The sequence below is a fragment of the Paraburkholderia polaris genome, assembly GCF_012927345.1.
Taxonomy (GTDB): domain Bacteria; phylum Pseudomonadota; class Gammaproteobacteria; order Burkholderiales; family Burkholderiaceae; genus Paraburkholderia; species Paraburkholderia polaris.
In genome coordinates this window covers 183177-207690 of sequence record NZ_JABBGJ010000004.1, presented here as the reverse complement: position 1 = coordinate 207690, position 24514 = coordinate 183177, and the positions used below count along the sequence as shown (strand labels likewise).

21 protein-coding genes and 1 pseudogene are annotated in these 24514 nt (G+C 62.5%); 16 read left to right on the top strand and 6 right to left on the bottom strand.

Translation table 11 applies throughout. The features are described from left to right. Positions 1 to 97: 97 nt before the first annotated feature. The 3 genes from ilvA to HHL24_RS04870 all read left to right on the top strand — a co-directional run bounded on the left by ilvA (position 98) and on the right by HHL24_RS04870 (position 3953). Complete coding sequence (gene ilvA, locus HHL24_RS04880) at positions 98 to 1669, top strand: threonine ammonia-lyase, biosynthetic (protein ID WP_169484315.1); 1572 nt, start codon at positions 98 to 100, stop codon at positions 1667 to 1669. A gap of 478 nt (positions 1670 to 2147) precedes the next feature. After that, the gene (locus HHL24_RS04875) at positions 2148 to 3320 is read left to right on the top strand and encodes a 4-hydroxybenzoate 3-monooxygenase (RefSeq protein ID WP_169484314.1); all 1173 of its coding nucleotides are present in this window, start codon (positions 2148 to 2150) and stop codon (positions 3318 to 3320) included. Between the two features lie 384 nt (positions 3321 to 3704). Beyond that, positions 3705 to 3953 carry a hypothetical protein gene (locus HHL24_RS04870; RefSeq protein ID WP_169484312.1) on the top strand — a complete coding sequence of 83 codons (249 nt, stop codon included), beginning with the start codon at positions 3705 to 3707 and terminating at the stop codon, positions 3951 to 3953. 135 nt (positions 3954 to 4088) lie between these two features. Here the strand turns inward: HHL24_RS04870 and HHL24_RS04865 are convergent, their stop codons facing one another. Beyond that, positions 4089 to 4337, bottom strand: a complete 249-nt coding sequence (locus HHL24_RS04865; RefSeq protein WP_169484311.1) for a hypothetical protein — start codon at positions 4335 to 4337, stop codon at positions 4089 to 4091. A 78-nt stretch (positions 4338 to 4415) separates the two neighbouring features. Beyond that, positions 4416 to 4808, bottom strand: coding sequence for a hypothetical protein (locus HHL24_RS04860; RefSeq protein WP_169484310.1), 393 nt, complete (start codon positions 4806 to 4808; stop codon positions 4416 to 4418). A gap of 726 nt (positions 4809 to 5534) precedes the next feature. Here HHL24_RS04860 and HHL24_RS04855 point away from each other — a divergent pair. The 11 genes from HHL24_RS04855 to HHL24_RS04805 all read left to right on the top strand — a co-directional run bounded on the left by HHL24_RS04855 (position 5535) and on the right by HHL24_RS04805 (position 19007). Continuing rightward, positions 5535 to 6089, top strand: coding sequence for a cytochrome b (locus HHL24_RS04855; RefSeq protein ID WP_230417329.1), 555 nt, complete (start codon positions 5535 to 5537; stop codon positions 6087 to 6089). Positions 6090 to 6375: 286 nt separating this feature from the next. Then, complete coding sequence (locus HHL24_RS04850) at positions 6376 to 7248, top strand: Crp/Fnr family transcriptional regulator (protein ID WP_169484309.1); 873 nt, start codon at positions 6376 to 6378, stop codon at positions 7246 to 7248. Between the two features lie 388 nt (positions 7249 to 7636). Then, a complete protein-coding gene (locus HHL24_RS04845; RefSeq protein ID WP_169484307.1) occupies positions 7637 to 8569 on the top strand; it encodes a TauD/TfdA dioxygenase family protein in 933 nt (310 codons plus the stop codon). Positions 8570 to 8686: 117 nt separating this feature from the next. Continuing rightward, positions 8687 to 9763, top strand: coding sequence for an ABC transporter substrate-binding protein (locus tag HHL24_RS04840; RefSeq protein WP_206002718.1), 1077 nt, complete (start codon positions 8687 to 8689; stop codon positions 9761 to 9763). Between the two features lie 42 nt (positions 9764 to 9805). Beyond that, on the top strand, positions 9806 to 12244 hold the full coding sequence (locus HHL24_RS04835) for a TonB-dependent receptor (RefSeq protein ID WP_206002717.1): 2439 nt from the start codon (positions 9806 to 9808) through the stop codon (positions 12242 to 12244). Between the two features lie 151 nt (positions 12245 to 12395). Beyond that, a complete protein-coding gene (locus HHL24_RS04830; RefSeq protein ID WP_206002716.1) occupies positions 12396 to 13928 on the top strand; it encodes an ABC transporter permease in 1533 nt (510 codons plus the stop codon). A gap of 340 nt (positions 13929 to 14268) precedes the next feature. Continuing rightward, positions 14269 to 15906, top strand: a complete 1638-nt coding sequence (locus HHL24_RS04825; protein WP_169484306.1) for an arylsulfatase — start codon at positions 14269 to 14271, stop codon at positions 15904 to 15906. Between the two features lie 51 nt (positions 15907 to 15957). Continuing rightward, positions 15958 to 16749 (top strand): TonB family protein, encoded by a 792-nt coding sequence (locus HHL24_RS44755; protein ID WP_169484305.1) that lies wholly within the window; start codon positions 15958 to 15960, stop codon positions 16747 to 16749. A 43-nt stretch (positions 16750 to 16792) separates the two neighbouring features. Continuing rightward, a complete protein-coding gene (locus HHL24_RS04815; protein ID WP_169484304.1) occupies positions 16793 to 17611 on the top strand; it encodes a MotA/TolQ/ExbB proton channel family protein in 819 nt (272 codons plus the stop codon). A gap of 1 nt (position 17612) precedes the next feature. Then, positions 17613 to 18041 carry a protein TolR gene (gene tolR, locus HHL24_RS04810; protein ID WP_169484302.1) on the top strand — a complete coding sequence of 143 codons (429 nt, stop codon included), beginning with the start codon at positions 17613 to 17615 and terminating at the stop codon, positions 18039 to 18041. Between the two features lie 144 nt (positions 18042 to 18185). Beyond that, positions 18186 to 19007, top strand: coding sequence for an ABC transporter ATP-binding protein (locus HHL24_RS04805; protein ID WP_169484301.1), 822 nt, complete (start codon positions 18186 to 18188; stop codon positions 19005 to 19007). Positions 19008 to 19162: 155 nt separating this feature from the next. Here HHL24_RS04805 and HHL24_RS04800 read toward each other — a convergent pair. Next, a pseudogene (locus HHL24_RS04800) lies at positions 19163 to 19582 on the bottom strand (IclR family transcriptional regulator domain-containing protein); the annotation flags it as partial. Positions 19583 to 19742: 160 nt separating this feature from the next. Between HHL24_RS04800 and kdgT the strand changes: the two are divergent. Then, positions 19743 to 20765 (top strand): 2-keto-3-deoxygluconate transporter, encoded by a 1023-nt coding sequence (kdgT, locus tag HHL24_RS04795; protein ID WP_169484299.1) that lies wholly within the window; start codon positions 19743 to 19745, stop codon positions 20763 to 20765. Positions 20766 to 20829: 64 nt separating this feature from the next. Here the strand turns inward: kdgT and HHL24_RS04790 are convergent, their stop codons facing one another. After that, on the bottom strand, positions 20830 to 21429 hold the full coding sequence (locus tag HHL24_RS04790) for a GNAT family N-acetyltransferase (protein WP_169484298.1): 600 nt from the start codon (positions 21427 to 21429) through the stop codon (positions 20830 to 20832). A gap of 234 nt (positions 21430 to 21663) precedes the next feature. Next, positions 21664 to 23109 (bottom strand): NAD-dependent succinate-semialdehyde dehydrogenase, encoded by a 1446-nt coding sequence (locus HHL24_RS04785; protein WP_169484296.1) that lies wholly within the window; start codon positions 23107 to 23109, stop codon positions 21664 to 21666. A 373-nt stretch (positions 23110 to 23482) separates the two neighbouring features. Here HHL24_RS04785 and HHL24_RS04780 point away from each other — a divergent pair, with 373 nt between their 5' ends. Continuing rightward, entirely contained in the window at positions 23483 to 23686 is a 204-nt protein-coding gene (locus tag HHL24_RS04780) for a cold-shock protein (RefSeq protein ID WP_007181784.1), read from the top strand. A 100-nt stretch (positions 23687 to 23786) separates the two neighbouring features. Here HHL24_RS04780 and HHL24_RS04775 read toward each other — a convergent pair whose 3' ends face one another. After that, on the bottom strand, positions 23787 to 24512 hold the full coding sequence (locus HHL24_RS04775; protein ID WP_329606585.1) for an ABC transporter ATP-binding protein: 726 nt from the start codon (positions 24510 to 24512) through the stop codon (positions 23787 to 23789). Between the last annotated feature and the right edge of the window lie 2 nt (positions 24513 to 24514).

Sequence of the window (24514 nt, the reverse complement as noted above, 5' to 3'; positions counted from 1 at the left end):
AAAACCCGCCCCACGAGGCGGGTTTTTTTATGTCCGCTTTCTGCCTGCCTCCTGGTGACCTCTCTGTTGATTTGTCCTTGCCGCACAGGAGCTTGCCTTGCCGTTACACGAACTCAAACGGGCTGCAGAAGCCGCTGATAGCGTGGCATTGCGCCACGACTACCTGAAGAAAACCCTGACCGCGCGCGTCTACGACGTGGCCCGCGAGACCGAACTCGAACGGGCGCCGAATCTGTCGGCGCGGCTCTCCAATCCGGTTTATCTGAAGCGCGAGGACAACCAGCCGGTGTTCTCGTTCAAGGTGCGCGGCGCGTACAACAAGATGGCGCACATTCCGGCGGACGCGCTGGAGCGGGGCGTGATTACCGCGTCGGCGGGCAATCATGCGCAGGGCGTGGCGCTGTCGGCGGCACGGATGGGCGTGAAGGCGATCATCGTTGTGCCGGTGACAACGCCGCAGGTGAAGGTCGATGCGGTGCGCGCGCATGGCGGGGCGACGGTCGAAGTCGTGCAGTTCGGCGAGTCCTATAGCGATGCGTACGGGCACGCGGTAAAACTGCAGGAAGAGCGCGGCCTGACTTTCGTCCATCCGTTCGACGATCCGTACGTGATCGCCGGCCAGGGCACGGTCGCGATGGAGATTCTCAGCCAGCACCAGGGCCCGATCCACGCGATCTTCGTGCCGATCGGCGGCGGCGGACTGGCGGCAGGCGTGGCTGCGTACGTGAAATCGGTGCGCCCGGAAATCAAGGTGATCGGCGTACAGACCGATGACTCGTGCGCGATGGCCGCTTCTTTAAAAGCCGGCGAACGGGTGACGTTAAATGAAGTCGGCCTGTTCTCGGACGGCACCGCGGTAAAGCTGGTCGGCGAGGAAACCTTCCGCCTGTGCAGCGAATATCTCGACGACGTACTGCTCGTGAACACCGATGCGCTGTGCGCCGCGATCAAGGACGTGTTCCAGGACACCCGCAGCGTTCTTGAACCAGCTGGCGCGCTGGCCGTGGCTGGGGCCAAGCAATATGCCGAGCGCGAAGGTCTCGAGAACCAGACGCTAATCGCGATCACGTCCGGCGCGAACATGAATTTCGACCGCATGCGTTTCGTGGCCGAGCGTGCTGAAGTCGGTGAAGCGCGCGAAGCCGTGTTCGCCGTGACGATCCCTGAGGAGCGCGGCAGCTTCCGCAGGTTCTGCGAACTGGTGGGTACGCGCAGCGTCACCGAGTTCAACTACCGAATTGCGGACGCGAATTCAGCCCATATCTTTGTCGGCGTACAGATCCGCAATCGCAGCGAATCGGCGCAGATCGCGGGTGCGTTTGAAGCACACGGCTTTGCCACCGTCGATCTGACCTTCGATGAACTGTCGAAGCAGCACATCCGCTACATGGTCGGCGGCCGTTCGCCTTTGGCGCATGACGAACGCCTGTTCCGCTTCGAGTTTCCCGAGCGGCCGGGCGCGCTGATGAAGTTCCTGTCGTCGATGGCGCCGAACTGGAATATCAGCCTGTTCCACTACCGCAACCAGGGCGCGGACTACAGTTCGATCCTGGTCGGTATCCAGGTGCCGGAGAGCGAGAACAGCGAGTTCGAACGCTTTCTGACGACGCTCGGCTATCCGTACTGGGAAGAGACGAAAAACCCCGTGTACCGCTTGTTCCTCGCGTAAACAAGGCATTTGCCAGGTGGCAGTTGGCAGCGCGGCGCATGGCGACAGGCGACGCTGTTGCTCAACACGTTGTCTCGACAGCGGCACGTTGTGGTTCGGTAGGCAACGAGTTCACGCGTAACGCTTGTGTAGTCGATCCGCCATTGCACGCTGTGGTGCTCTCGTGAACACGCGCGTTCGGCAGTGAAGAACGACGAGAAGGCCACGGCGTGCCGCGGAGCTGCTTGCCGAGATCGGTAAACCGGCTAGGGTTTACCTCGAGTCCTCGCAAAACGATATGGACGGCCACCACTCAGTCGAATAAGCGCAATCGCCGTCTGGGTAACGGTATGACGCATTTGTGCGCGGCGTGACGGTCCAGACAGATGCGCCTGTTATCTCAAAACTAGATACAGCCTATCTACCATATCGCGTTGCGCGATACAGCACATGATTGTCAAACTGCGTGCAAATCAACGCCGCATTCAGGAGACAACTCATGCGCACCCAAGTTGGCATCATCGGCGCCGGGCCTGCGGGCCTGCTTCTTTCCCATCTTCTTCATTTGCGCGGCATCGACTCCGTCGTGCTCGAATCGCGTACCCGCGAACAGATCGAATCCACCATCCGCGCCGGCGTGCTCGAACAGGGCACGATGGACCTGCTCACCGAGGCCGGTGTTGGCGCGCGCATGAAGGCTGAAGGCGCGCTGCATCACGGCTTCGAACTGGCTTTCGAAGGTAAGCGGCGCCGTATCGACCTGACCGGACTCACTGGCCATTCGATCACGGTCTACGCGCAGCACGAAGTCATCAAGGATCTGGTCGCCGCGCGCGTAGCTGCCGACGGAGCCTTGCGTTTCGGCGTGACGGACACATCGCTGCACGGCATCGATACCGACAAGCCGTCGATCCGCTATCGCCACGAAGGTGAAGCGTGCGAGTTGCAATGCGACTTCGTGATCGGCTGCGACGGCTCGCAAGGCGTGTCGCGTGCATCGATTCCGCAGGCATTGCGCAAAGACTTCGAACGCGTCTATCCGTTCGGCTGGTTCGGCATTTTGTGCGAAGGGCCGCCGTCATCGGACGAATTGATCTACGCGCGACACGAGCGCGGTTTCGCACTGGTCAGCACGCGCTCGCAGAACGTGCAGCGCATGTATTTCCAATGCGATCCCAAGGATTCCGTCGACAACTGGTCCGACGACCGAATCTGGGCCGAACTGCACGCACGCGTCGATTCGCACGACGGCCAGAAAATCGTGGACGGCAAGATCTTCCAGAAGAACATCGTCGGCATGCGCAGTTTCGTGTCGGCCACGATGCAGCATGGCCGGCTCTTCCTCGCCGGCGACGCCGCGCATATCGTGCCGCCCACCGGTGCGAAGGGCATGAACCTCGCCGTCGCCGACGTGCGTGTGTTGACCAAAGCGCTGGACGCCTTCTACGTCGAAAATCGCACCGATCTGCTGGACGGTTACAGCGAAACCGCGCTCAAACGGATCTGGCGTGCCGAGCATTTCTCGTACTGGATGACGAGCATGATGCACCGCATTGAAGGCGCATCGCCGTTCGAACAGCAGTTGCAGGTGGCCGAGCTCGAATACGTGACCACGTCGCGTGCGGCGGCTACCGCAATGGCGGAGAACTACGTGGGCGTCGCCGCGGTATAAGGATGCGTGAGTGGGCTGCGGTGGGTGAAGCGAGAAATACTCGGTGGCGGTGCGCTGCGCCCTCGAACCTTGTATGCGTCGCTTCGGGAATGAAGGAATGGATTGCTGCTCTGCGATAACAACGGCGATCTGTGCGCGCAGTTTTGTATAGCCAGTGTTTATAGAATGCGCGCCGATTTCTTTCAATCAGACGAACTCCGCTGGACCCGGCGCACGCCAGCAAACCATTGATGGGCGGGCTTCTGCCATTGTCGTGTCAAAAGCAACAGTGAATTCATGAATGGGGGATTTATCCGCGCCCGATCCGCTCCTACACTGCCTCAATCGGCTGCACCACGCGTCACATCCGCAGCGCGTACCGATCAATCTATGGAGGTGGTTTTCATGAAATCGCTCATCAAAGCTGTTGCTATTGCAGTTGTTCTTGGCGCCCCGATTGCTTCGTTCGCGCAATCGAATCAGCCGGCCCCGCAAAACACGCACGGCGCGCAGGCGCAAGTCTCCGAGCAGCAGGGCGCTCGTCAGGCCGATACCAGCGGTTATGGTTCGGGCAGCCGTGGCACGTGGCAAGCCGGGCACGGCAACGATACGGCGGTAAGCTCCTATTCGCCGCCGATCTATAACGCACGTTAAGCACGTTAAGGGCAAAAAGAAATACGCGGATCATCGCGGCGCCGTTCGACTCGTTCACTATCTGCGAGTCGACTGTAAGAGGCCGGTCATCGGAACATGTTCGATGGCCGGCCTTTTTTCTTGTCCATCGCGCGGCTATTGCGTGCGCAACAGGGTCATTTCGTTGCGCAGCAAGGCCCGAAGGTCCTCGTCAGTGGGCCGCGTACCCCAGTGCCGCGCGCCGGCCACCGATGCAATCGCGATCCACGAATGAGGTGGAAACCATTCGCGAAGCACGGCGCCGTCCTGACGCAAACACAATTGGCCGGTCAGTTCGCTGTATTCGGCGGAAATCACCGCGCCGTCGATTTGTGCCGTTACACGCCGTGGATCGTTGCGTAGCAAATCGTCGCTCCTGCAAAAGGTGTGGCGCGAATGCAAGCGCGGGCCGGCCGCGCCGGTGACACCGCCACGGCCCATGCCTTAGTGATCGCCCCGGCCGTGATCATCGCCATGGTCGTGCCAATCGCCGTGCTCGCCGCCGTGGTCGTGCCAGTCGCCATGCGGGCCGTCGCGATAGCCGCGCGCGTCATGCCATTCGCGTTCGTGATGGCGTTGCTCCCACTCGCGTCGTTCCCAATAGCGGTGGCCGTCGTAATAACGCTCGCCGTACCAGCCAGGACTCACCACCACCACCGGCGGAGCGGGTGCGTACACGGGCGGAGGCGGGGCATAGACTGGCGCGGGCGCATAGGCCACGCCCGGAATGCCGATGTTTACGCCGACATCGACGTGCGCCAGCGCGACAGAAGATGCGCCGATCCCCAGACCTGCAACGATCGCCATGGACAGCCAGCGGCTTCGTGAATTGCTCATGTTTTATTCTCGGTTTTTACGATTGAGTGTGGTGTGCGCCGCGCGGGCAGCGCTTAGTAATGGTCGTGATCGTGGTAGTGATCGTGATAACCGCCCTCGGGGACGACGATGCAACCGCCCAATGCACTCCCGAGGGTGACAGCCAACAGGACCAGCGCGAAAATTCGTTTCATGAAGTTGCTCTCCCTTTTGCGTGTGATCGAACTCTACTGAGCGGCTGGATTACCGGTGTGTTCGTGTGTAACAGGACGTGTCGGTTTTTTCGCATGTCGGCCACGTCCATGTCCTGGTATGGGGATACGGTGCAGCGTTGCGATTAGCTGTTGCGTGGGCGAGAAGTCCGTGGGCAACCCGTTGAACGCGCTATGAAAAAGGTCGGGCCTTCATGCATTCGGCTTGCTCAGGCAGGTTGAAACGCGTGCGTATGAACAACTGGAGCATGCAGTGTGTGACAGGTCGATAAGCGTATGCCTGATGGATACATTCAGTTGCAGACTCGGGACGCGGGCCGACGTGATGGGGCGCCGTTTGCACTTTCATCGCGGTCGCTGTTCCTTTGCCGATGTATTGCCGCCTCCTGCGCCTGAACGAGATCGTCAGACGCGGCATCAGCTTTTCTTAAGGTTTGATCCGTAGCATGATTAGCGAGTACGCTAAGAATTTGTGTACCTTCGGCGCAAACAAGCGCTCCCCATCCCATGGATTAACTGCGGCTAAAACTTTCTCATGATCATGCGTTCGGACCAGGTCAATTTCTCACGCAATGCGTCAGGCTATGACGGCATAGCCAAATTTCTTCACTGGCTGGTGGTGTTACTGATTGCTGCTCAGTTCGTGATCGGTTGGACCATGCCGGATATTCATAAAGGCACGCGGCCCGACGGTCTGATCGCATGGCATCTCGGCGTGGGGGCAACGTTGATTGCAGCCGTAGTGGTGAGAATCGTCTGGCGTTTCACGCACACGCCAGCACCTGCATCGCTCTCGCCATTCTTCCGTGTCGTTTCACATGTCACGCATGGTCTTCTTTATCTCGCGCTGGTGGCTGTGCCTTTGCTGGGATGGGCGAATGCGTCTTCGCGCGGATGGTCCGTCAAGCTGCTTGGCGTGTTGCCGTATCCCAGCATCTCGCCGGTTGGCTCACCAGTCGGGCATGAAATGGGCGATATCCATGGCTATCTGGCCTGGGTGTTGTTCGCACTGATCGCACTGCATATCGCAGGGGCGTTGTTTCATCGTTTCGTGCTCAAGGACCAGACATTGCAGCGGATGCTGCCGTGACCCGTTAGCGTGCGTTAGCCGCTTGTTACTCGCCGTCTTTTTGAGCGCCTGTCGCCTGCATGCCAGCCGCTTTCCGTCGGTGGCCAGGCGGGGCGCCGATTACCTTTCCCGATGCCTGGATAATGGCGGTTTCGACGTCATGGCATCCACGCGCGATCGCCACTCCCGAGTGCGTGATAAGCACATAAAAAACAAGTCTTTTACGCGCGGCGCCAACACTGGTTAGATCGGAGGATCGACTGCCTGTCAGTCATTCAAGTCCAACCGCATCTCTTGCCGGTCAGCCATGAGCACAATTATCGAAGCATTCAAGCTGGATTCCGCGGGGCGGCCATTCTCGGAGCGACCCTCCGCGGGGCGGCCATCCGCGGGGCGGCCGCCCGCGGAGTTCTCTGCGGGGCTGCCTCCCACGCGGCCCGCGCCGTTGCTGTCGTCGCGGCGTGACGGCCGCTCGCTCGACGTGGACGTTCGTGACGCGATCCACGCTGCGTTCACTGCCAATCCATGCCTGAAAAGCTGGCCGCCCCATGCAATCGACGCATTGTGCGACGCCGGCCAATTGCGCACCTGGACCAACGGCGAACTGATCTTCGCGCGCGACGAACCGTGCGACGACATCCAGGTGGTGCTCTCCGGTGCGATCGAAATGAGCTGGACCAACTCGGCCGGCGTGCGCGCGGTAGCGGTGTACATGTGGCCGAACGAAGTCATCAACTTCATTCCGGTGATGGACCGGCGCGGCTCGATGCACGACCAGCGCGCGCACGGCTCGACGACGCTGTTCCACATTCCCGCCAGCGCCTTGTTCGAACTGTTTGCTCGCGAGCCCGCGCTGTTGCGCAATGTGCTCGATCTGATCTGCTTGCGAAGCCGCGCGCTGCACGGCCGCATGGGCAAGACGGCACTCGCCGGATTTCGTGCGCGCCTGGCGGATCAGTTGCTTGGCCTTGCCGAATGGCATGGCAAGAAAACGGAGCGGGGCGTGGAGCTGTCGATCAAGCTGTCGCAGGAGGACCTCGCCGCGTTACTGGCCGCTTCCCGGCAAAGTATCAATAAGGAACTGCGCTGGCTCGTGCAGCAAGGCATCGTGGATGTGCGTTATAGCCGGATTACCGTGATCGATATGGACGCACTGCGGGAAGTGAGCGAGGCCGCGTGAGAAAACTCATAACGATATAAAAAGCCCTTCTATCAAGTGTCCAAAGCGCGATAGATTCGCGGCCCCGACTCTGTCGATAATGACTCATCGATTCAGCAGACAGAGCCAATCAAGTGTTGATTCACCCCCATACCGCCGACTCAGCCGCCCGCCGCGAACCACCCTCCGCGTGGTTCCGGGCGTCGTCGTGTCGCCGCTCCTGTCCGGCATGTTCAACGCGCTGCTGATGGCAGGCATATTGCCGGCGTGTTGATTCGGCACGACCCGCTGTTGAGCTGACCCGCGCTCAGCCGGTTCGAGCCGCCGCCACCTTCAGATAAAGATTTTCGCCCCGCGTGCCCCGTGGCGCGCTGACCTGTCTCGTCCTCACACTTAGGAGTTGCATCGTATGTCGAATCTCAATCTCGCGACGTCCAACGCATTGGACATTCATGCCGTCACCGGCCGCATCGGCGCGGAAATTCGCGGCGTGCGCCTGTCGGGCCAGCTCGAACCCGCAACCGTCGAAGCGATTCGCGCCGCGCTGGTGCGCCACAAGGTGATCTTTTTCCGCGGCCAGACGCACCTACAGGACGCCGATCAGGAAGCCTTCGCCAAGCTGCTTGGTGAACCGGTCTCGCATCCCACGGTGCCGGTGGTGGATGGCACCGACTATCTGCTTGAACTCGACTCACATCGCGGCGGCCGCGCGAATTCGTGGCATACGGACGTGACGTTCGTCGACGCGTATCCGCAAGCGTCGATCCTGCGCGGCGTGACGATTCCGGAAGTGGGCGGCGACACCGTCTGGGCCAACACCGCCACCGCTTACGACGATCTGCCGCCGCCGCTCAAGGCGCTCGCCGAGCAACTGTGGGCGGTGCACAGCAATGAATACGACTACGCGAACTACGCCAACGTCGGCGAGCGCGGACGCGATGCCGAGGCGCGCAAACGCTATCGCGAAGTATTCGTGTCGACGCGCTATGAGACCGAACATCCGGTCGTGCGTGTCCATCCGGAATCCGGCGAAAAAACGCTGATTCTCGGCCACTTCGTGAAGAGCTTCGTCGGCCTCACGCCAAGTGCGTCGGCGCATTTGCTGGAACTGCTGCAAGCCTACGTGACGCGCCTCGAGAACATCGTGCGCTGGCGCTGGCAGGCAGGCGACGTCGCGATCTGGGACAACCGCGCGACCCAGCACTACGCCGTCAATGACTACGGCGATGCTCACCGTGTGGTGCGTCGCGTGACCCTGAAGGGCGACGTGCCGGTGAGCGTCGACGGTCGCCGCAGCTTTACGCGCAGCGTCGAACCGAATCCGGCTGTCAAGGCCGCCTAAAAAGGCCGCCTAAAAAGGCCGCTTAAACCTCGCGGGCCGCTCACGCTGTTCACACCGCTTGCGTCACGCGGCCCGAGCGCTTGCCACATCCATCCTCACGAAACTCCAGGAGAACCCGTGAACCTCTCGATCAAATGGGCCACGCCGTTGTTGCTTGCCGCGCTGGCGTGGCTGCTCGCCGCCCCCGGCTTCGTCGCTGCGCAAACGGTGATCCGCATCGCCGTGCCGGACATCAGCGCAGGACCGAAGCCGGCCGGCGGAGGCGTGGTTGACGTCATTTACGTCAACAAGTTGCTCGACAAGGAGTTCGCGAAGGACGGCGTGCAAGTGCGCTGGACTTTCTTCAAGGGCGCGGGCCCGGCGATCAACGAGGCGCTCGCCAATCATCAGGTCGATCTGGCTTTTCTCGGCGATCTGGCCGGCGTGATCGGCCGGGCGAACGGACTCGATACGCGTCTGATCGCGGCGCTGGGTCGCGACATCAACGGCTTTCTCGCGGTCGTGCCGGGGCAGGGCGTCACTGATCTGAACGCGTTGAAGGGCAAACAGGTTGCCGTGTTTCGCGGCACCGCGCTGCAACTGTCGTTCGACAGCGTGTTGCGTGCGCAAGGCCTGAACGAGCGTGATTTCCGTGTGGTCAATCTCGATCCGAACGCGGCGGCCGCGGCGCTGGCTGCGCGCCGCATCGACGCACTATGGGGTTCGTCCGGCGTGTTCGTGCTGCGTGACAAGGGTCTCGCCGACGTACCCGTCAGCACCCAGGGAAAACAGGGCGTCGGCACGCTGAAGGCGGGGTTGGTGGCATCGTCGGACTTTCTCAAGGCACATCCGGAACTGGCGACGCGCGTAGTGCGCACCGTCGTGCAGGCGTCGCAATGGCTTTCGGACAAACACAACCTCGACGCCTATATCGCACTGGAGCAGGACCAGGCGAATGCACCGGCAACGGTATGGCGCAATGAACTTGCAGCGAGCGATCCGGCGGTGACGTTCTCGCCGCTGCTGGACACCTATTTCGTCGACGCCTTCAAACGCGATGTGGATACCGCGAAGCAACAGGGGCTGATTCGTCGTCCGTTCGACGTCGATCAGTGGGTAGACCGCACCTATCTGACCCAGGCGCTGCGTGAGCTCAACCTCACGAATCATTGGCAGGCGTACCGCGCCTTCGGCCAGGCCGACAAGTCGATCTAAACACGGGCTGAATGCACGTCACGCTCCAAGAAAAACTACACGATGAAAAACAATAAAACTCACCGACGTCTGACCTTGATGGCAGCGGCTTTGCTGCCGGTAACGGCCGCCTGGGCACAGGACGTCAGTCTTGCGCCCGGCGTGCAGGAGCATGCCAAAGCAGCGGCACCTTCAGCAGCATCGGCAGCATCGGTCGCCAAAGCGGGCACCGGCACGGGCAAGGTCGCGACCGCAGGCACCGCCGTCATAGCGGGCACTGAAGCCGCCCCGGCGGCACTGAAGGAAGTGGTCGTGACCGCCCGCCGCCGCAAGGAAAACGTGCAGAAAGTGCCGGCGCCGATCTCGACCGTGAGCGGTGACGACCTCGAAGCGCAGCGCAACTACCGCGTGCAGGATTTGCAAAACACCTTGCCCAGCACGAACGTCGCGTACATTCATGCGCGGCAGTCGAGTATCTCCGTGCGGGGCATCGGCAACAATCCGGCGAACGACGGCCTGGAAGGCAGCGTTGGCGTGTATCTCGACAACGTGTATCTGGGACGCCCCGGCATGGCAGTGTTCGACGCGCTCGACATCAGCCAGATCGAATTGCTGCGTGGTCCGCAAGGTACGCTGTTCGGCAAGAACAGCACGGCCGGCATTCTGAACATCACGACCAAACGGCCGACGTTTACGACTGAAGCATCGCTCGAACAATCGATCGGTCAGCGCGGCTATGTGCAGACCAAGGCGGTGCTGTCCGGTCCGATCACCGACACGCTGGCGGGGCGCCTGCTACTGTATCGCAGCCATGACGACGGCGATATCAAGAACCTGTACACCGGTTCGCAGCTGAACGGCGGCACGCGTGAAGGTGGACGCGGCGAACTGCTGTTCAAGCCGACCGGCGATCTGAACGTGCGAGTGATTGCCGACTACAACACCGAAGATTCGAGCTACGGTACGCAAGTGCTGTACGGTCTTGGCCCGACGATCAACGGCGTGAATCAGTTCCTCGGGCGGGCAGCGTCGATCGGCGCAACGCCGGTGACGAATCCTTCGCTATACCAGGTCAATCTCGACTCGCGTCAGCACGTGAGCGTGCATCAGGGCGGATTGTCGGTCGAAGTGAACGATACGCTGCCAAGCGGTTTTACGCTGACGTCCATCACCGCTGGCCGCTTCTGGCATTTCGACCCGGCCAACGACGACAATCTGAACAAGCCGGCGATCATCGACACCGGCGTGTCGGTCAACGACCACCAGTTCTCGCAGGAATTCCGGGTGGCGTCGCCCACCGGTGGCCCGATCGACTACGTGGCGGGCGCGTACTACTTCTATCAGCAGCTGACTAACAACACGTTCGCGTTTTATGGCCCGGACGCGGACGCGGTGATCCTCGGCCGCGACATCGGTGCGCTCGACAACACGACCTCGACGGCGCCCGCGCACATGACCACCAATAGCTTCGCGCTGTTCGCGCAGAGCACGTGGCACATCGATTCGCGCGCTGATTTGACCGCGGGCGTGCGCGGCACGTATGAAGAGAAAACCGCCGACGTCAACCGCAATGCGCCTATTGGCGGCGCAACCCTGGGTCCCGCCGCGCAGGCCGTGCGCAACAGCGTGATCGGCGCGTATGCGTCGGGCGATCTGCATCTGTCGAATGTGAGCCCGTCGGCGCTCCTGAACTTCGGCTACAAGCTCGCACCCGACGTGCTCGGCTACGCGACGCTGTCGCACGGCGAAAAGTCGGGCGGCGTGAACATGGCGGTTTCGTCCGCGCCGACGCAAGGGGCAAATTCGTTGATTGTCGGACCCGAGCGCGCCAATAACGCCGAACTCGGCATCAAGAGCGAATTCCTCGAACACCGCCTGATGCTCAACGCCAATCTGTTCTGGACGCAGATCAGCGGCTATCAGGCAACGAGTCTTGTCGCGACGCCCACCGGCGTGATCTCCGTGCTCTCGAATGCCGCCGACGTACGCAGCCGCGGTGCCGAAATCGATCTCCGGGCGATGCCGATCCGCAACCTCACGTTGGGTCTCAACGCCTCGTATATCGACGCAACGTACACGTCGTATGAGAACGCACCGTGCCCGTCGGAAGTGGCGATCCCGAATCCCAAAGCAACCTGCAGTCTTACTGGCCGACCGGTGGCCGGCGCGCCGCGCTGGATCCTGAACCTGAGCGCGCAGTACCAGTTCCGCCTCGCGCACGACATCGACGAATACTTTGCTGCCGCTTACTCGCTGCGCTCGAATCAGTACGGCACGCTCGACGATTCGCAGTACGGCAAGCTGCCCGGTTACGGCATCGTCAACGTCGCGACTGGCTGGCGTCTGGCCTCGGGACGCCATCAATGGGATCTGTCGATCTGGGCGCGCAATCTGTTCGACAAGCGTTATTACCTCGCCTCGTTCGCGACGTACAACGGCGCGTACACGGCCTCGGTGGGCGACTCGCGGATGTTCGGCGCAACGCTGCGCTACGACTATTGAACGGCCCGGCGGCCGCTCTTCACGGACCACGACTTTGAGACCGACTCTATCCACCTCGAATCAGCCATCGACGCGATTGTCGTGGTGGCCGTCAGCACCGTCGCCATCAACAGCTGAACACCGCGCGCGCAGCCCACGCGGCGCAGGTGCGGTGAGTTGGCGTGGCCTGTCTGCCTGGACGCTGCCGGTGTTGCTTTATGTGTTGTGGTGGTTCGCATCGCATCATCAGTGGATGTCGCCGCAGATTCTGCCGACGCCCGAACTGGTTTGGCAAACCGCCGCTGAACTGCTCGGGGACAACCTCGTGGCGAATCTGCTCATCAGCTTGCGACGCCTCGCGTTCGGTCTCGCCGCGGGCGTGCTGGGCGGCACGCTGCTCGGTGCCGCGATGGGTTCGAGCCGCACCTTCGACGCTGTGATCGCACCGAGCTTTTACGCGCTCGCGCAGATTCCGACGCTCGCGTGGCTCCCACTGCTGATGGTGGTGCTGGGGATCGGCGAGTCGCTGAAAGTGGTGCTGATTTTCAAGGCGGTGCTGGTGCCGGTGACGATTCATACGCAACTCGGCGTGCGCGCGGTGCCGCCGCGCCTGCGCGAGATGGCGGCGGTGTTACGTTTGCCGCGCATTCAGAAGCTGCGCCTGTTGATCGTGCCCGCTGCGCTGCCGCCGTTTCTGACGGGGCTGCGTCTTGGGTTGGCGCAGGGCTGGCTCACGTTGATCGCGGTCGAACTGCTCGCATCGTCCGAAGGGATCGGCTACCTGATGGTGTGGGGCCGGCAGATGTTCCAGCTCGACATGGTGTTCGTTTGTATCGCGGTGATCGGTGTGATCGGTTTCACAATGGATTACGGGATTCATGCATTGGATCGGCGCGTGGTCCGCTGGCCGCGCGTCGCGTTGGCCGAGCACGTCACACATGCACGGCGTGGTTGGCTCGCATATGGCTACGGCGCATTGCTGCCGCTGCTCGCAGTACTCGCGTGGAGCGTGGCCGCGCATGAGCATTGGGTCGATGCCCGTATCCTGCCGGCACCGCTAGTTGTGTTGACAAGCACATGGCACGACGTGAAAAGCGGCGCATTGCCGGTCCCGCTATTGCACACGTTGCTGCGCTCGATCGAAGGGCTCGCACTCGGCACGGCGACCGGCGTTCTGTCTGGTCTCGCGCTCGGCCTCACCGCCTCGCTGCGGCGCACCGTCGGTCCGACACTCGCCGCGCTGCGCCAGGTGGCGATCTTCGCGTGGATTCCGCTTCTCACCGCGTGGGCCGGTATCGACGATCTTGCGAAGGTGATCTTCGTCGCGCTTGCCGCCTTCTTCCCGATGGTGGTGGCGACCGCTCGCGCTGTTGAAAACCTCTCGCCGCAACTTGCCGAAGTCGCGCAGACGCTGCGGCTTGATTTCGCGCAGCGGCTGCGCTGGTTGATTCTCCCCGCGATCGTGCCGGGTGTGTTCGCCGGGCTGCGGCTGGCGCTCGTTTATGCGTGGCTCGGTGCGATCGGCGCGGAGTATTTCATGCCGTCAGGCGTGGGTATCGGCAGCTTCATGCTCGATGCGCAGCAACTGTTCCGCATGGATCGGTTGTTGAGCGCTGCGGTGGTGGTCGGCGCGCTCGGTGCGCTGTTCGGCTGGCTCGGCGGACGGCTCGAAGCGTCGGCGACACGCTGGCGCGGACCGAGGTAAAGCAGATTTGTTTTGACGTTACTCCCGATTTGCAGCGGATTTAAGGACGATTTTTAGCGGCTTCAAGCGGCTTCAAGCGGCTTCAAGCGGCTTCAAGCGGCCTCAAGCGGCCTCAAGCGGCCTCAAGCGGCCTCAAGCGGCCTCAAGCAGCCTCAAGCAGCCCCAAGCAGCTCAAGCAGCTCAAGCAGCTCAAGCAGCTCAAGCAGCTCAAGCGGCTCAAGCAACGCAAGCGGCTCAAGCGGCCAAGCGGCCAAGCGACGTCAAACCGGCTTCAAAGCGTCTTGACAACGGCTTAACAGCGAATCGATCTCAGTGATTGAAACCTTCATCAAGGAACACCATGTCTTCTGACCCGGCAGCGCGCACACCATCAAAGCGCCCCAACTTCCTCGTGATCGTCGCCGACGATCTCGGCTTCTCCGACCTCGGCGCATTCGGCGGCGAGATCGCGACGCCCAACCTCGACGCGCTCGCACACGCAGGCGTGCGCTTCACCGACTTCCACACGGCATCGGCCTGCTCGCCGACCCGTTCGATGTTGCTCACCGGCACCGATCACCACATCGCCGGGATCGGCACGATGGCCGAGGCGTTGTCACCGGAACTCGAGGGCAAGCCGGGTTATGAGGGCTATCTGAACGACCGCGTGGTCGCGTTGCCTGAACTGCTGCGCGATGCCGGTTACTTCACGACGATGGCCGGCAAATGGCATCTCGGCTTGACGCTGGAGCGCGCACCCTCGGCGCGCGGTTTCGAGCGCTCGTTCGCCTTGCTGCCGGGCGCGGCGAATCACTACGGCTTCGAGCCCGTCGCGATCGACGCCGAGCAACCGCGTCTGCATCGCTCGACGCGCTCGTTGTACGTCGAAGACAACCGTTTTGTCGACGAATTGCCGGAAGACTTCTATTCCTCCGACTCGTTCACGGACAAGCTGCTGCAATACCTCGACGAACGTCCCGACGACGGCCGCCCGTTCTTCGCCTATCTGCCGTTTTCCGCGCCGCACTGGCCGTTGCAGGCGCCGGCTGAAACCGTTGAGCACTATCGTGGCCGTTATGCAGCCGGTCCCGATGCGTTGCGTGAAGAGCGGCTCGCCAAACAGCGCGTGCTCGGCTTGCTCGGCGAAAACGTGCAAGCGCACCCGGTGGTGGCGCGCAATGCCGAATGGGATCAGCTCACTGACGACGAACGGGACTTCTCGGCGCGCACGATGGAAGTCTATGCAGGAATGGTCGAGCGCCTGGACTGGAACGTGGGCCGCGTGATCGAGCATCTGAAAGCGACCGGCGAACTCGACAACACCTTCGTGCTGTTCCTGTCGGATAACGGCGCGGAGGGCGCCTTGCTTGAAGCACTGCCGGTGTTCGGCCCGAACCTGCAGCAGTTCATCAGCGATCACTACGACAACAGCCTGCCCAACGTCGGGCGCGGCAATTCGTATGTGTGGTACGGACCGCGCTGGGCCCAGGCGGCGACCGCGCCGTCACGGCTCTATAAGGCCTTCACGACTGAAGGCGGGATTCGTGTGGTCGCGTTCGCGCACTATCCGGTACTCGCGCGTCAGGGCGAGATCGGCGACGCGTTTTCCACGGTGATGGACGTTGTGCCCACCGTGCTCGAACTCGCGGGCGTGAAGCATCCGGGCAACACGTACAAAGGCCGCACGGTCGCGCAGCCGAAGGGTGCCTCGCTGCTGCCGTATCTGAATCGCAGTTCAGACGCCGTGCACGACGCGCATCGCGTCACAGGTTGGGAATTGTTCGGCATGCGCGCGGTGCGGCAGGGCGACTGGAAAGCGGTGTTCATCCCGCAGCCGGTCGGGCCGGGCGCATGGCAGCTTTACGATCTCGCGCAAGACCCGGGCGAGACCCGCGATCGTGCCGCCGACGAACCCCAAAAGCTCGCCGCTTTGCTCGACCACTGGCAGGCGTACGTCGTGGAGAACGGCGTGCAGGAAGTCACGCGCGTATTCGGGTGAGCGCTTGACGATGACGGCGCGCTTACCGCTACCGCTTAGGAGGATGCCCACGTGAGCACATCAACGTTGTACGAACCCGCGCTTGGGGCGCCGTTCGCCGGAGAGCCGGGTGGCGCGCGGCGCTGTCATGCGCGGACCGGCACGGCGGTATCGGTGGTGCTGCACGGTGCGCTGTTCGCCGCGCTGTATCTGGTATGGTCGCATGCGCCGGAGCCGCCGCCGCGTGCGCGGACCATCGAGTTGACGTTGACGCGGCCTGAGGCGACACAGCCGTTGGTGGTGCCGCAACCTGCGCAGCCTGTGACGCCGCCACAGCAACTCAAGGCGCAGCCACGGGTGAGGCCGGCTTCCCCACAGCCGCAGCATGCGAGTCCGGTGGCGCACGCCGCGCCGGTCATTACGCAGGCCATGCATGCCGCGCCCGCACCGTCCGCAGCACCGGCTATCTCGAAGGCGCCGAGCGTCGCACAACCCGTTGCAGCACCGTCGGCGCCCGTTGCGGCCACTGAAACCGCGGCGCCGTCGAAGCCACGCGTGGTCGACACGAATGGCATCCCAAGCGACTACGTCGCGAAAGTATTCGAGCGTATCAACCGCTACGCCGCCGATAGCTACCCACGTGCCGCGCGTCTGCGTCACGAGGAAGGCCGCATCGCGTACAAGCTCACGCTCGACGCGGAAGGACACGTGGTGCATCTGGACATCACATCCTCGGGCAGCGATCTGCTCGACGACGCAGCCCGCGAAGCGATCAAATCAGCTGCGCCATTTCCGAAGCCGCCCGATCTCGGCGCGAGTGCCTACCGTCTTGCCGGCACGATCGTCTATCAACTGACCGACTGATTCTGCTTCACCTTCACCTTCTGACGCATTCTGGAGAACTGCCATGAACCCTGCCAATGTTGCTGCTCATCTCTCGCCGCTGCAGCTGTTCGCGCAAGCGGATCTGATCGTCAAATCCATCATGGTGCTGCTGGCGCTGGCATCGGTGGCGAGCTGGGGCGTGATCGTCGACAAGCTGTTTCGCTTTCGGGCGTTGCAGCGGCGTGCCGCGCGCTGGCTCGAGCTATTGCAGGCGCAGCGCTCGCTTGCGCAACTCACGACGGCGCTCAGCGAATTCGCCGAGGATCCGTTTGCACGCGTCTACCGCGCCGTGGTCGGCGAGTGGCGCGAAACCTGGCGGCAGGGTTTGCAGCACAGCGAGTCGGGCCGCGAGAGCCTCAAGGAGCGCGTCGCGCGGGTCGCGCTGATTACGCGCGGCGTCGAAATCGAGCAACTGCAGCGCGGTTTGCCGGTGCTTGCGACGGTGGGTTCGGTCGCGCCGTTCGTCGGCCTGTTCGGCACGGTGTGGGGGATCATCAACGCGTTTCAGGGGATTGCCGCGAGCAATAACACCAGTCTTGCCGTGGTCGCGCCGGGCATCGCGGAGGCGCTGTTCGCCACCGCGCTCGGGCTGGTTGCCGCGATTCCAGCGGTGGTGGCTTACAACCGCGCATCGGGCGATCTGAACGCATATGCGAACCGTCTCGATACGCTGACGGGACTCGTCGAAGTGCAGTTGTCGAGGCAACTGGAGGCGGGGGATTTTGTGGTGGATGCCGAGCATGCTTCGACCGACCATGCGCGCCATGAGCACGCGGTTCACGAGAAGCACGTGCGCCCTGAATTGCATGCCGCCATTCGCACCGTCACCGGAGGTGCTTGAGATGGCCGCCCGCATTCCCGCCGCGCAAGCTGGACGCATCGCCGCGCCGGTCAGCGAGATCAATGTGACGCCGCTCGTCGATGTGATGCTCGTACTCCTGATCGTCTTCATGGTGGCCGCGCCGCTGATGGCGCAGGGCGTGAAAGTCGATCTGCCCACCGCCAAAGCGAAACCGCTCAGCGAAGACAAGCCGCCGGTGGCGATTAGTCTGAAGCGCGACGGTTCAGTGTATGTCGATAAAACGCAGGTGAGCGGCACGCAACTCGTCGGCACGCTGACGCGTGAAACCTCGGGCGATCATGAACGGCGTGTCGAGATTCGTGGCGATAAAGGCTTGCCGTACGGCAACGTGTTGCAGGCGATGGGTGAGATCAACGAGGCCGGCTTCACAAAGATCGCGTTGGTATCCGAACCGGTCGGGGCGCAGTGAGTTTTGGCAATGAGTTTTGGTGTTGAGTTCGGCAGTGAGGTGGGCAATGAGTTTGGCAATGAAGCGGACAATGAGTAGGGCAACGGGATGGGCAACGGGATGGGCAACAGGTTGGTCCATGAAAACGCTTTGCAAGGATCTGTGATGAGTCATCCGCAACCGGCTGTTTCGTTCCGGCGCGTCGGCCGGACTTTCGATGTCAATGGCCGTGCTTATGAAGCGATCCGTGATTTCTCGCTCGATATCGCCGAGGGCGAATTTGTGGCGATCGTCGGTGCGAGCGGTTGCGGCAAGTCGACCTTGCTACGGCTGCTGGTTGGTCTGGATGCCGGCTTCGACGGCGAAATTCTCGTCGACGGCGCGCCTGTGCGCGGCATCGGCGCGGAACGTGGGATCGTTTTTCAGGAGCATCGGCTGTTTCCGTGGCTGTCGGTAACCCGCAATGTTGCACTCGGTCTTGCCGCGCAGCATGTGCCCGAGGAGGAGGCGCGTTCGCGCGTCGCAGAGGCAGTGCGGCTGGTCGGCCTGCAAGGTTTCGAGGACGCTTTGCCGCATCAACTGTCGGGCGGCATGGCGCAGCGCGTGGCGATTGCGCGTGGTCTCGTGGCAAGTCCCCGCATCCTCACGCTCGATGAACCGTTCGGCGCGCTCGACGCGCTGACGCGTCACCAGATGCAGGACGAATTATTGCGGATTCGCGAACGTGAGCGCATCACGACGGTGCTGGTGACGCACGATGTCGACGAGGCGGTGTTTCTTGCCGATCGTGTGGTGGTGATGAAACCCCGGCCGGGCACGATCGCGAGCGTCGTGGAGATCGCGTTGCCGCGACCGCGCAGCCGTTCGAGCTACGATTTTCATGTGTATCGAGAGACGATCACCGAGGCGCTGCTTGGCGATGAAGCGGGGCATGCCAGGTTGCATGCGCCGGTTCGGGAGATCGAGTTGGCGAGCTTTGCGTGGTGAATGCGCTTCGCTATACATTTCGCCAAGCGTTCGGGCGGTTTGCGTTGGCAGAGAGTGCGCGCCACGCGGTGTCGCGAACAGCACGCATGGGATCGCCTTGCGTGCGAGCGCGATGGACGCTTGATTGAGTCGCTTTTTACAGCGCTTTTCGTGTTTTAGACTGAGCCCTGTTCGACGGCTGCCTGCTCCGGCGTCGTCGTCTCGCGATAGCCGAGCCGCGCCGAGATTGCGAGCCCCGACTGCTTGAGTAGCGCGACGTAGTGCGATTTCGTGTCGGCGCCGCAGCGCATGGTTGGAAACGAAATCGACAGGCCGGCGATCACGCGGCCAAAGCGGTCGAACACCGGCACCGCGAGACACCGCAGGCCTTCTTCCTGTTCTTCGTTGTCCTCGCCGTAGCCTTGCTCGCGCACGCACGGCAGGATGCTGAGCACGGCATCGGCGGAGGCCAGCGACTTTTGCGTCGACTTGCGAAATTCCACATGCGAGAGGACTTCGCGCGCCTCAGCCGGGTCCATCCACGCGAGCAGCACCTTGCCGATCGCCGTGCTGTGCAGTGGATTGCGGCGGCCGATATGATGCGAGGGTAAACGATCGGCAGCAAGTCTATAAGAAGCGGAACGGCGTTCCTATCGCGGTGCTATATTGCGCAAAAAGGGAGTCGCCCGGCGCAAGAACGGGACATCACCGCCGGAGATTCACCCGACAACTGGACGCAAAGTCCATGGAGGAGACATGAAGCTCAAGAAGGCCATCGACCGCATTCCAGGCGGCCTGATGCTGGTGCCGTTGCTGCTTGGCGCCTGTGTTCATACGTTCGCGCCGGGTGGAGGGAAATACCTCGGGTCGTTCACCAATGGATTGATCACCGGCACCGTGCCGATTCTGGCGGTGTGGTTCTTCTGCATGGGCGCGACGATCGACCTGCGGGCAACCGGCACGGTGTTGCGCAAGTCGGGCACGCTGCTCGTGACCAAAATGGTGGTGGCGTGGATCGCGACGCTCGTCGCTTCGCACTTCATTCCGATTGATGGCGTTAAGGCGGGGCTGTTCGCGGGGCTCTCGGTGCTCGCGATCACGACCTCGATGGACATGACCAACGGCGGTCTCTATGCGGCCGTGATGCAGCAATATGGCAGCAAGGAGGAGGCGGGCGCGTTCGTGCTGATGTCGATCGAGTCGGGGCCGCTCGTCAGCATGATCATTCTCGGCGCGACCGGCGTCGCGTTCTTCGAACCGCGGCTTTTCGTGGGCGCGGTGCTGCCGTTCCTGATTGGCTTTGTGTTGGGGAATCTGGATAGCGATCTGCGCGAGTTCTTTGGCCGCTGCGTGCATCCGCTGATTCCGTTCTTCGGTTTTGCGCTCGGCAACGGTATCGACCTGAACGTGATCGTCACGAGCGGCTTGCCGGGCGTCGTGCTGGGCCTTGGGGTGATTGTTGTGACGGGCATTCCACTGATCCTTGCGGATCGCTGGATTGCGGGCGGTAACGGGGCAGCGGGGTTGGCGGCTTCGTCGACGGCGGGGGCTGCAGTGGCGAACCCGGCGATCATCGGCGAGATGATTCCGCGGTTTAAGCCGCTGGTGCCGGCAGCGACGGCGATGGTGGCGACCGCGTGTCTGGTGACGGCGATTCTTGTGCCGATTCTTACCGCGCTATGGGTGCGCCGCCATCATGCGCGGGATGCGTTGCTTGAGGAGTTTGCGGCGGCGACGACGCCACCGCAGCCGCTTAGTGAGCGGGACGTGCACGTTTGAATCTGTGGGGCGGCTGGTTTGCGCTTGAACGCGACGAAGTGAAGTGAGTAACGTGGGGCAGGTCTCACCGCCCCAGTTTCCCCTCCAGCATCGCCTTAACCTCCGCCCACTCCTCATCGATGATGCTAAAGCGCACCGAATTGCGCTTGCGTCCATCCGGCATGATCCGCTCATGCCGGACAATGCCTTCCTGTTTCGCGCCGATCCGCAGAATCGCCGCTCTTGATTTCTCGTTGAGCTCGTCCGTGGTGAACTGCACGCGCACGCACTGCATCGCTTCGAAGGCGTGGCTCAACAACAGGTATTTCGCCTCGGTGTTGACAGCCGAGCGCTGCACCGACTCGCCCAACCACGTGTGGCCGATTTCCAGCTTCCGGTTCACCCGGTCGATCTTCCAGAACCGTGTGCTGCCGACAATCGCCCCAGTATCGCGGCTCACGATCACAAACGGCATCACCGTGCCGGCGGTGCGTCCATCGAGCGCGGTTGCAATGTAGCCGCCGATGGTTTCAGGACCCGGCACGACAGTCAGCTTCATCTTCCACAACTGACCATCCGCAGCGGCGTCGAGCAGAGCTTGGGCGTGTTCTTGTTGAAGTGGCCGGAGTTCGACGGCCTGTCCGACCAGCGTGGGTTGCATGAGGCGAGGGGAGGCGTCGTTCATAGTGGAGCGGCATTCGTTGCACGACTGAACATCATAAAGGGAAGAACGATCTGAACGAAGCGAGCGAATGAGCGGCGAATCAAGGAGGGCTCAAGGGGCGATTCAAGGGCCGACTCGCGAGGCAAGTTCCAATAAAAAAAGTCCGCGAACGAGCGCTCGCGGACCTGGCACAGTGATCAAACAGGCGGACGAGGCCGGAAACCTCGCCCTGAAAGCCTGACGGCCTTCGGCGTCTTAAACCGCCATCACCGAAACGGCCTTGGTAACCAGATAGCCTTCCATCGCTTCCGGACCGCCTTCCGAGCCATAGCCCGAATCCTTCACGCCGCCAAACGGCATTTCCGGCGACGGCGTAGCAGGCTGGTTGATCCACAGCATGCCGACTTCCATCTGTTGCGACAGCAGATGCACGTTGCGGAACGACTTCGTGAACGCATAACCCGCGAGACCATACGGCAGGCGATTCGCCTCAGCGATCGCTTCTTCGAGCGTGTCGAAACCGCGGATCGCGGCGATCGGGCCGAACGGCTCGTTGTTGAACACGTCCGATTCGAGCGACACGTTGGTCAGCACGGTCGGCGCGAAGAAGTTACCTTCCGAGCCCACGCGTTCGCCGCCCGTCTCGACCTTGGCGCCGGTCTTGCGCGCGTCGTCGAGCACCTTGCTCATCGCGCTGAGACGGCGCGCGTTGGCGAGCGGCCCCAAGGTGGTGCCTTCGGCCAGACCGTCGCCGAGCTTGAGGCCTTCAGCGTGCTTGACGAGCGCGGCGGCGAATTCTTCGCGGATGCTGTTGTGCACCAGAAAGCGCGTGGGCGAGATGCAGACCTGGCCGGCATTGCGGAATTTCGCGCCGCCCGCGGCCTTCACAGCCAGCGCCACGTCGGCATCTTCGGCCACGATGACAGGCGCATGACCGCCCAGCTCCATCGTCGCGCGCTTCATGTGCGCACCGGCGAGTGCCGCCAGTTGCTTGCCGACCGGTGTCGAGCCGGTGAACGTGACCTTGCGGATCACCGGATGCGGAATCAGATAGCTGGAAATCTCTGCCGGGTCGCCGAACACGAGGCCGACCGTGCCTGCCGGCACGCCGGCTTCAACGAACGCCTGCAGCAGCGCCGCCGGCGACGCCGGGGTTTCTTCCGGCGCCTTGACGAGGAACGAGCAGCCGCACGCGAGCGCCGCGCTCAGCTTGCGCACGACCTGATTGACCGGGAAATTCCACGGCGTGAAGGCGGCCACCGGGCCGATCGGTTCCTTGAGCACGGTTTGCTGCGCTGCCAGATTGCGCGACGGCACGATCCGGCCGTAGACGCGGCGGCCTTCGTCGGCGAACCACTCGATGATGTCCGCGGCGGCCAGCACTTCGCCGCGAGCCTCGACGAACGGTTTGCCCTGTTCCTGCGTCATCAGGCGGCCGATGTCGGAGGCACGTTCGCGCACCAGCGCGGCCGCTTTGCGCATGGTCGTGGCGCGTTCGTTGGCCGGAATTTTGCGCCAGGCTTCGAAGCCGCGCTGTGCGGCGGCTAGCGCGCGGTCCAGATCGGCAATGCCGGCGTGGGCCACCTTGCCGATGGCTTTGCCGGTGGCGGGATTGATAACGTCGATGGTCTTGCCGCTGGCGGCGTCGCACCACTCGCCGTTAATCAGAAGTCGGGTATCGGTATAGCTCGAGGTGGCCATGTTGGGTTCCTGTAAGTGGGAAAACGATAGGCCGCGCGGTCGGGTGTACCGGGCTGAACCTGCGCGGCCATGGATGGACTGCCGATAGCAATCATCTTATCTGATTGCGCGCGATCGCATCGGCGGTGCGCCCACGGGTGCTGCGCGGCACGGGCCTTGCTGCCCCGGTTGCCGGGGCGCAGAAACGCCCGCCTGAGCAGCGGCGCGCAAACAGGCGTAAAGTCAAGCAGCAGTAGCAGGAACCGGCGAGAGCCAAACGCGTTGGACAGTGCCACGAGTGGGCAAAAAGCAGCACTCAAGGCAACGGTCGAAAGCAGCAGGCGAAAGACGGCGAATACAACCCAATCAACCAAGGTGCAAACGAGGAATCGACATGCCAACCGGTACAGTGAAGTGGTTCAATGACGCGAAGGGCTTTGGCTTTATTACACCGGATGACGGTGGCGAGGATCTGTTTGCCCATTTCTCGGAAATTCGCAGCGAAGGTTTCAAATCGCTGCAGGAAAACCAGAAGGTCAGCTTCGAAATCAAGCAGGGACCGAAGGGCAAGCAGGCGGCCGATATCAAGCCGGTGTAAGAGCAGTGGCCGGTCCGCTCATACAGATGGGCGGACCGGCGGAGTATTTTCGTGCTGCAAGGGCGATTCGCTCGCGCTTTTCAGTAAAGCGCGAGTCGGGTTACGCGTAGGCGTTTCGCGCCGCACCAATCCCATCGAGCAATTCGTTTCGCACACCGGCGAGCGCGCCGTCGCGCCGGTCGCGCGGATGCGGCGCGGCAACGTCGATGTCGCGCACCAGCCGTCCGGCGCCCTGCTGGCCCGCCGTGTTGAGCAGCAGGACGCGATCGGACAAATACAGCGCCTCATCCAGATCATGCGTGACGATCAGCGCCGCCGTGCCGTGCGCGCGCGTCAGAGACAACAGCAGGTCCTGCAGACGCATGCGGGTCATGGCGTCGACCGCGCTGAATGGCTCGTCGAGCAGCAACAGGTCGGGCTGGGAGAACAGGCCACGCGCGAGCGCCACGCGTTGCGCCATGCCACCCGAAAGTTGCTTGGGCAGTGCCGCGCCGGTGCCGGCCAGGCCAACCTCGTCGAGCAGTCGACCCACACGCGGGTCCACGCCGCGCCGTGGACCCGCGGAAAACGCGACATTGTCGGCCACGCTCAGCCATGGCAGCAGGCGGGGCTCCTGAAAAATCACGCCGAGGCGCGGCGACGGGCCGTCTTGCGCCAGCCCGTCGAGCAAAATCTCTCCCTCGAAGTCGCGATCAAGGCCGGCCAGTACGCGCAGCAATGTGCTCTTGCCACAGCCGCTCGGGCCGACCAGACTCACGATCTCCCCGCGCCTGATACCGAACGTTACGCCTTCGAGCACCGCGCGCGCTTCGTAACGCTTGCTCACGG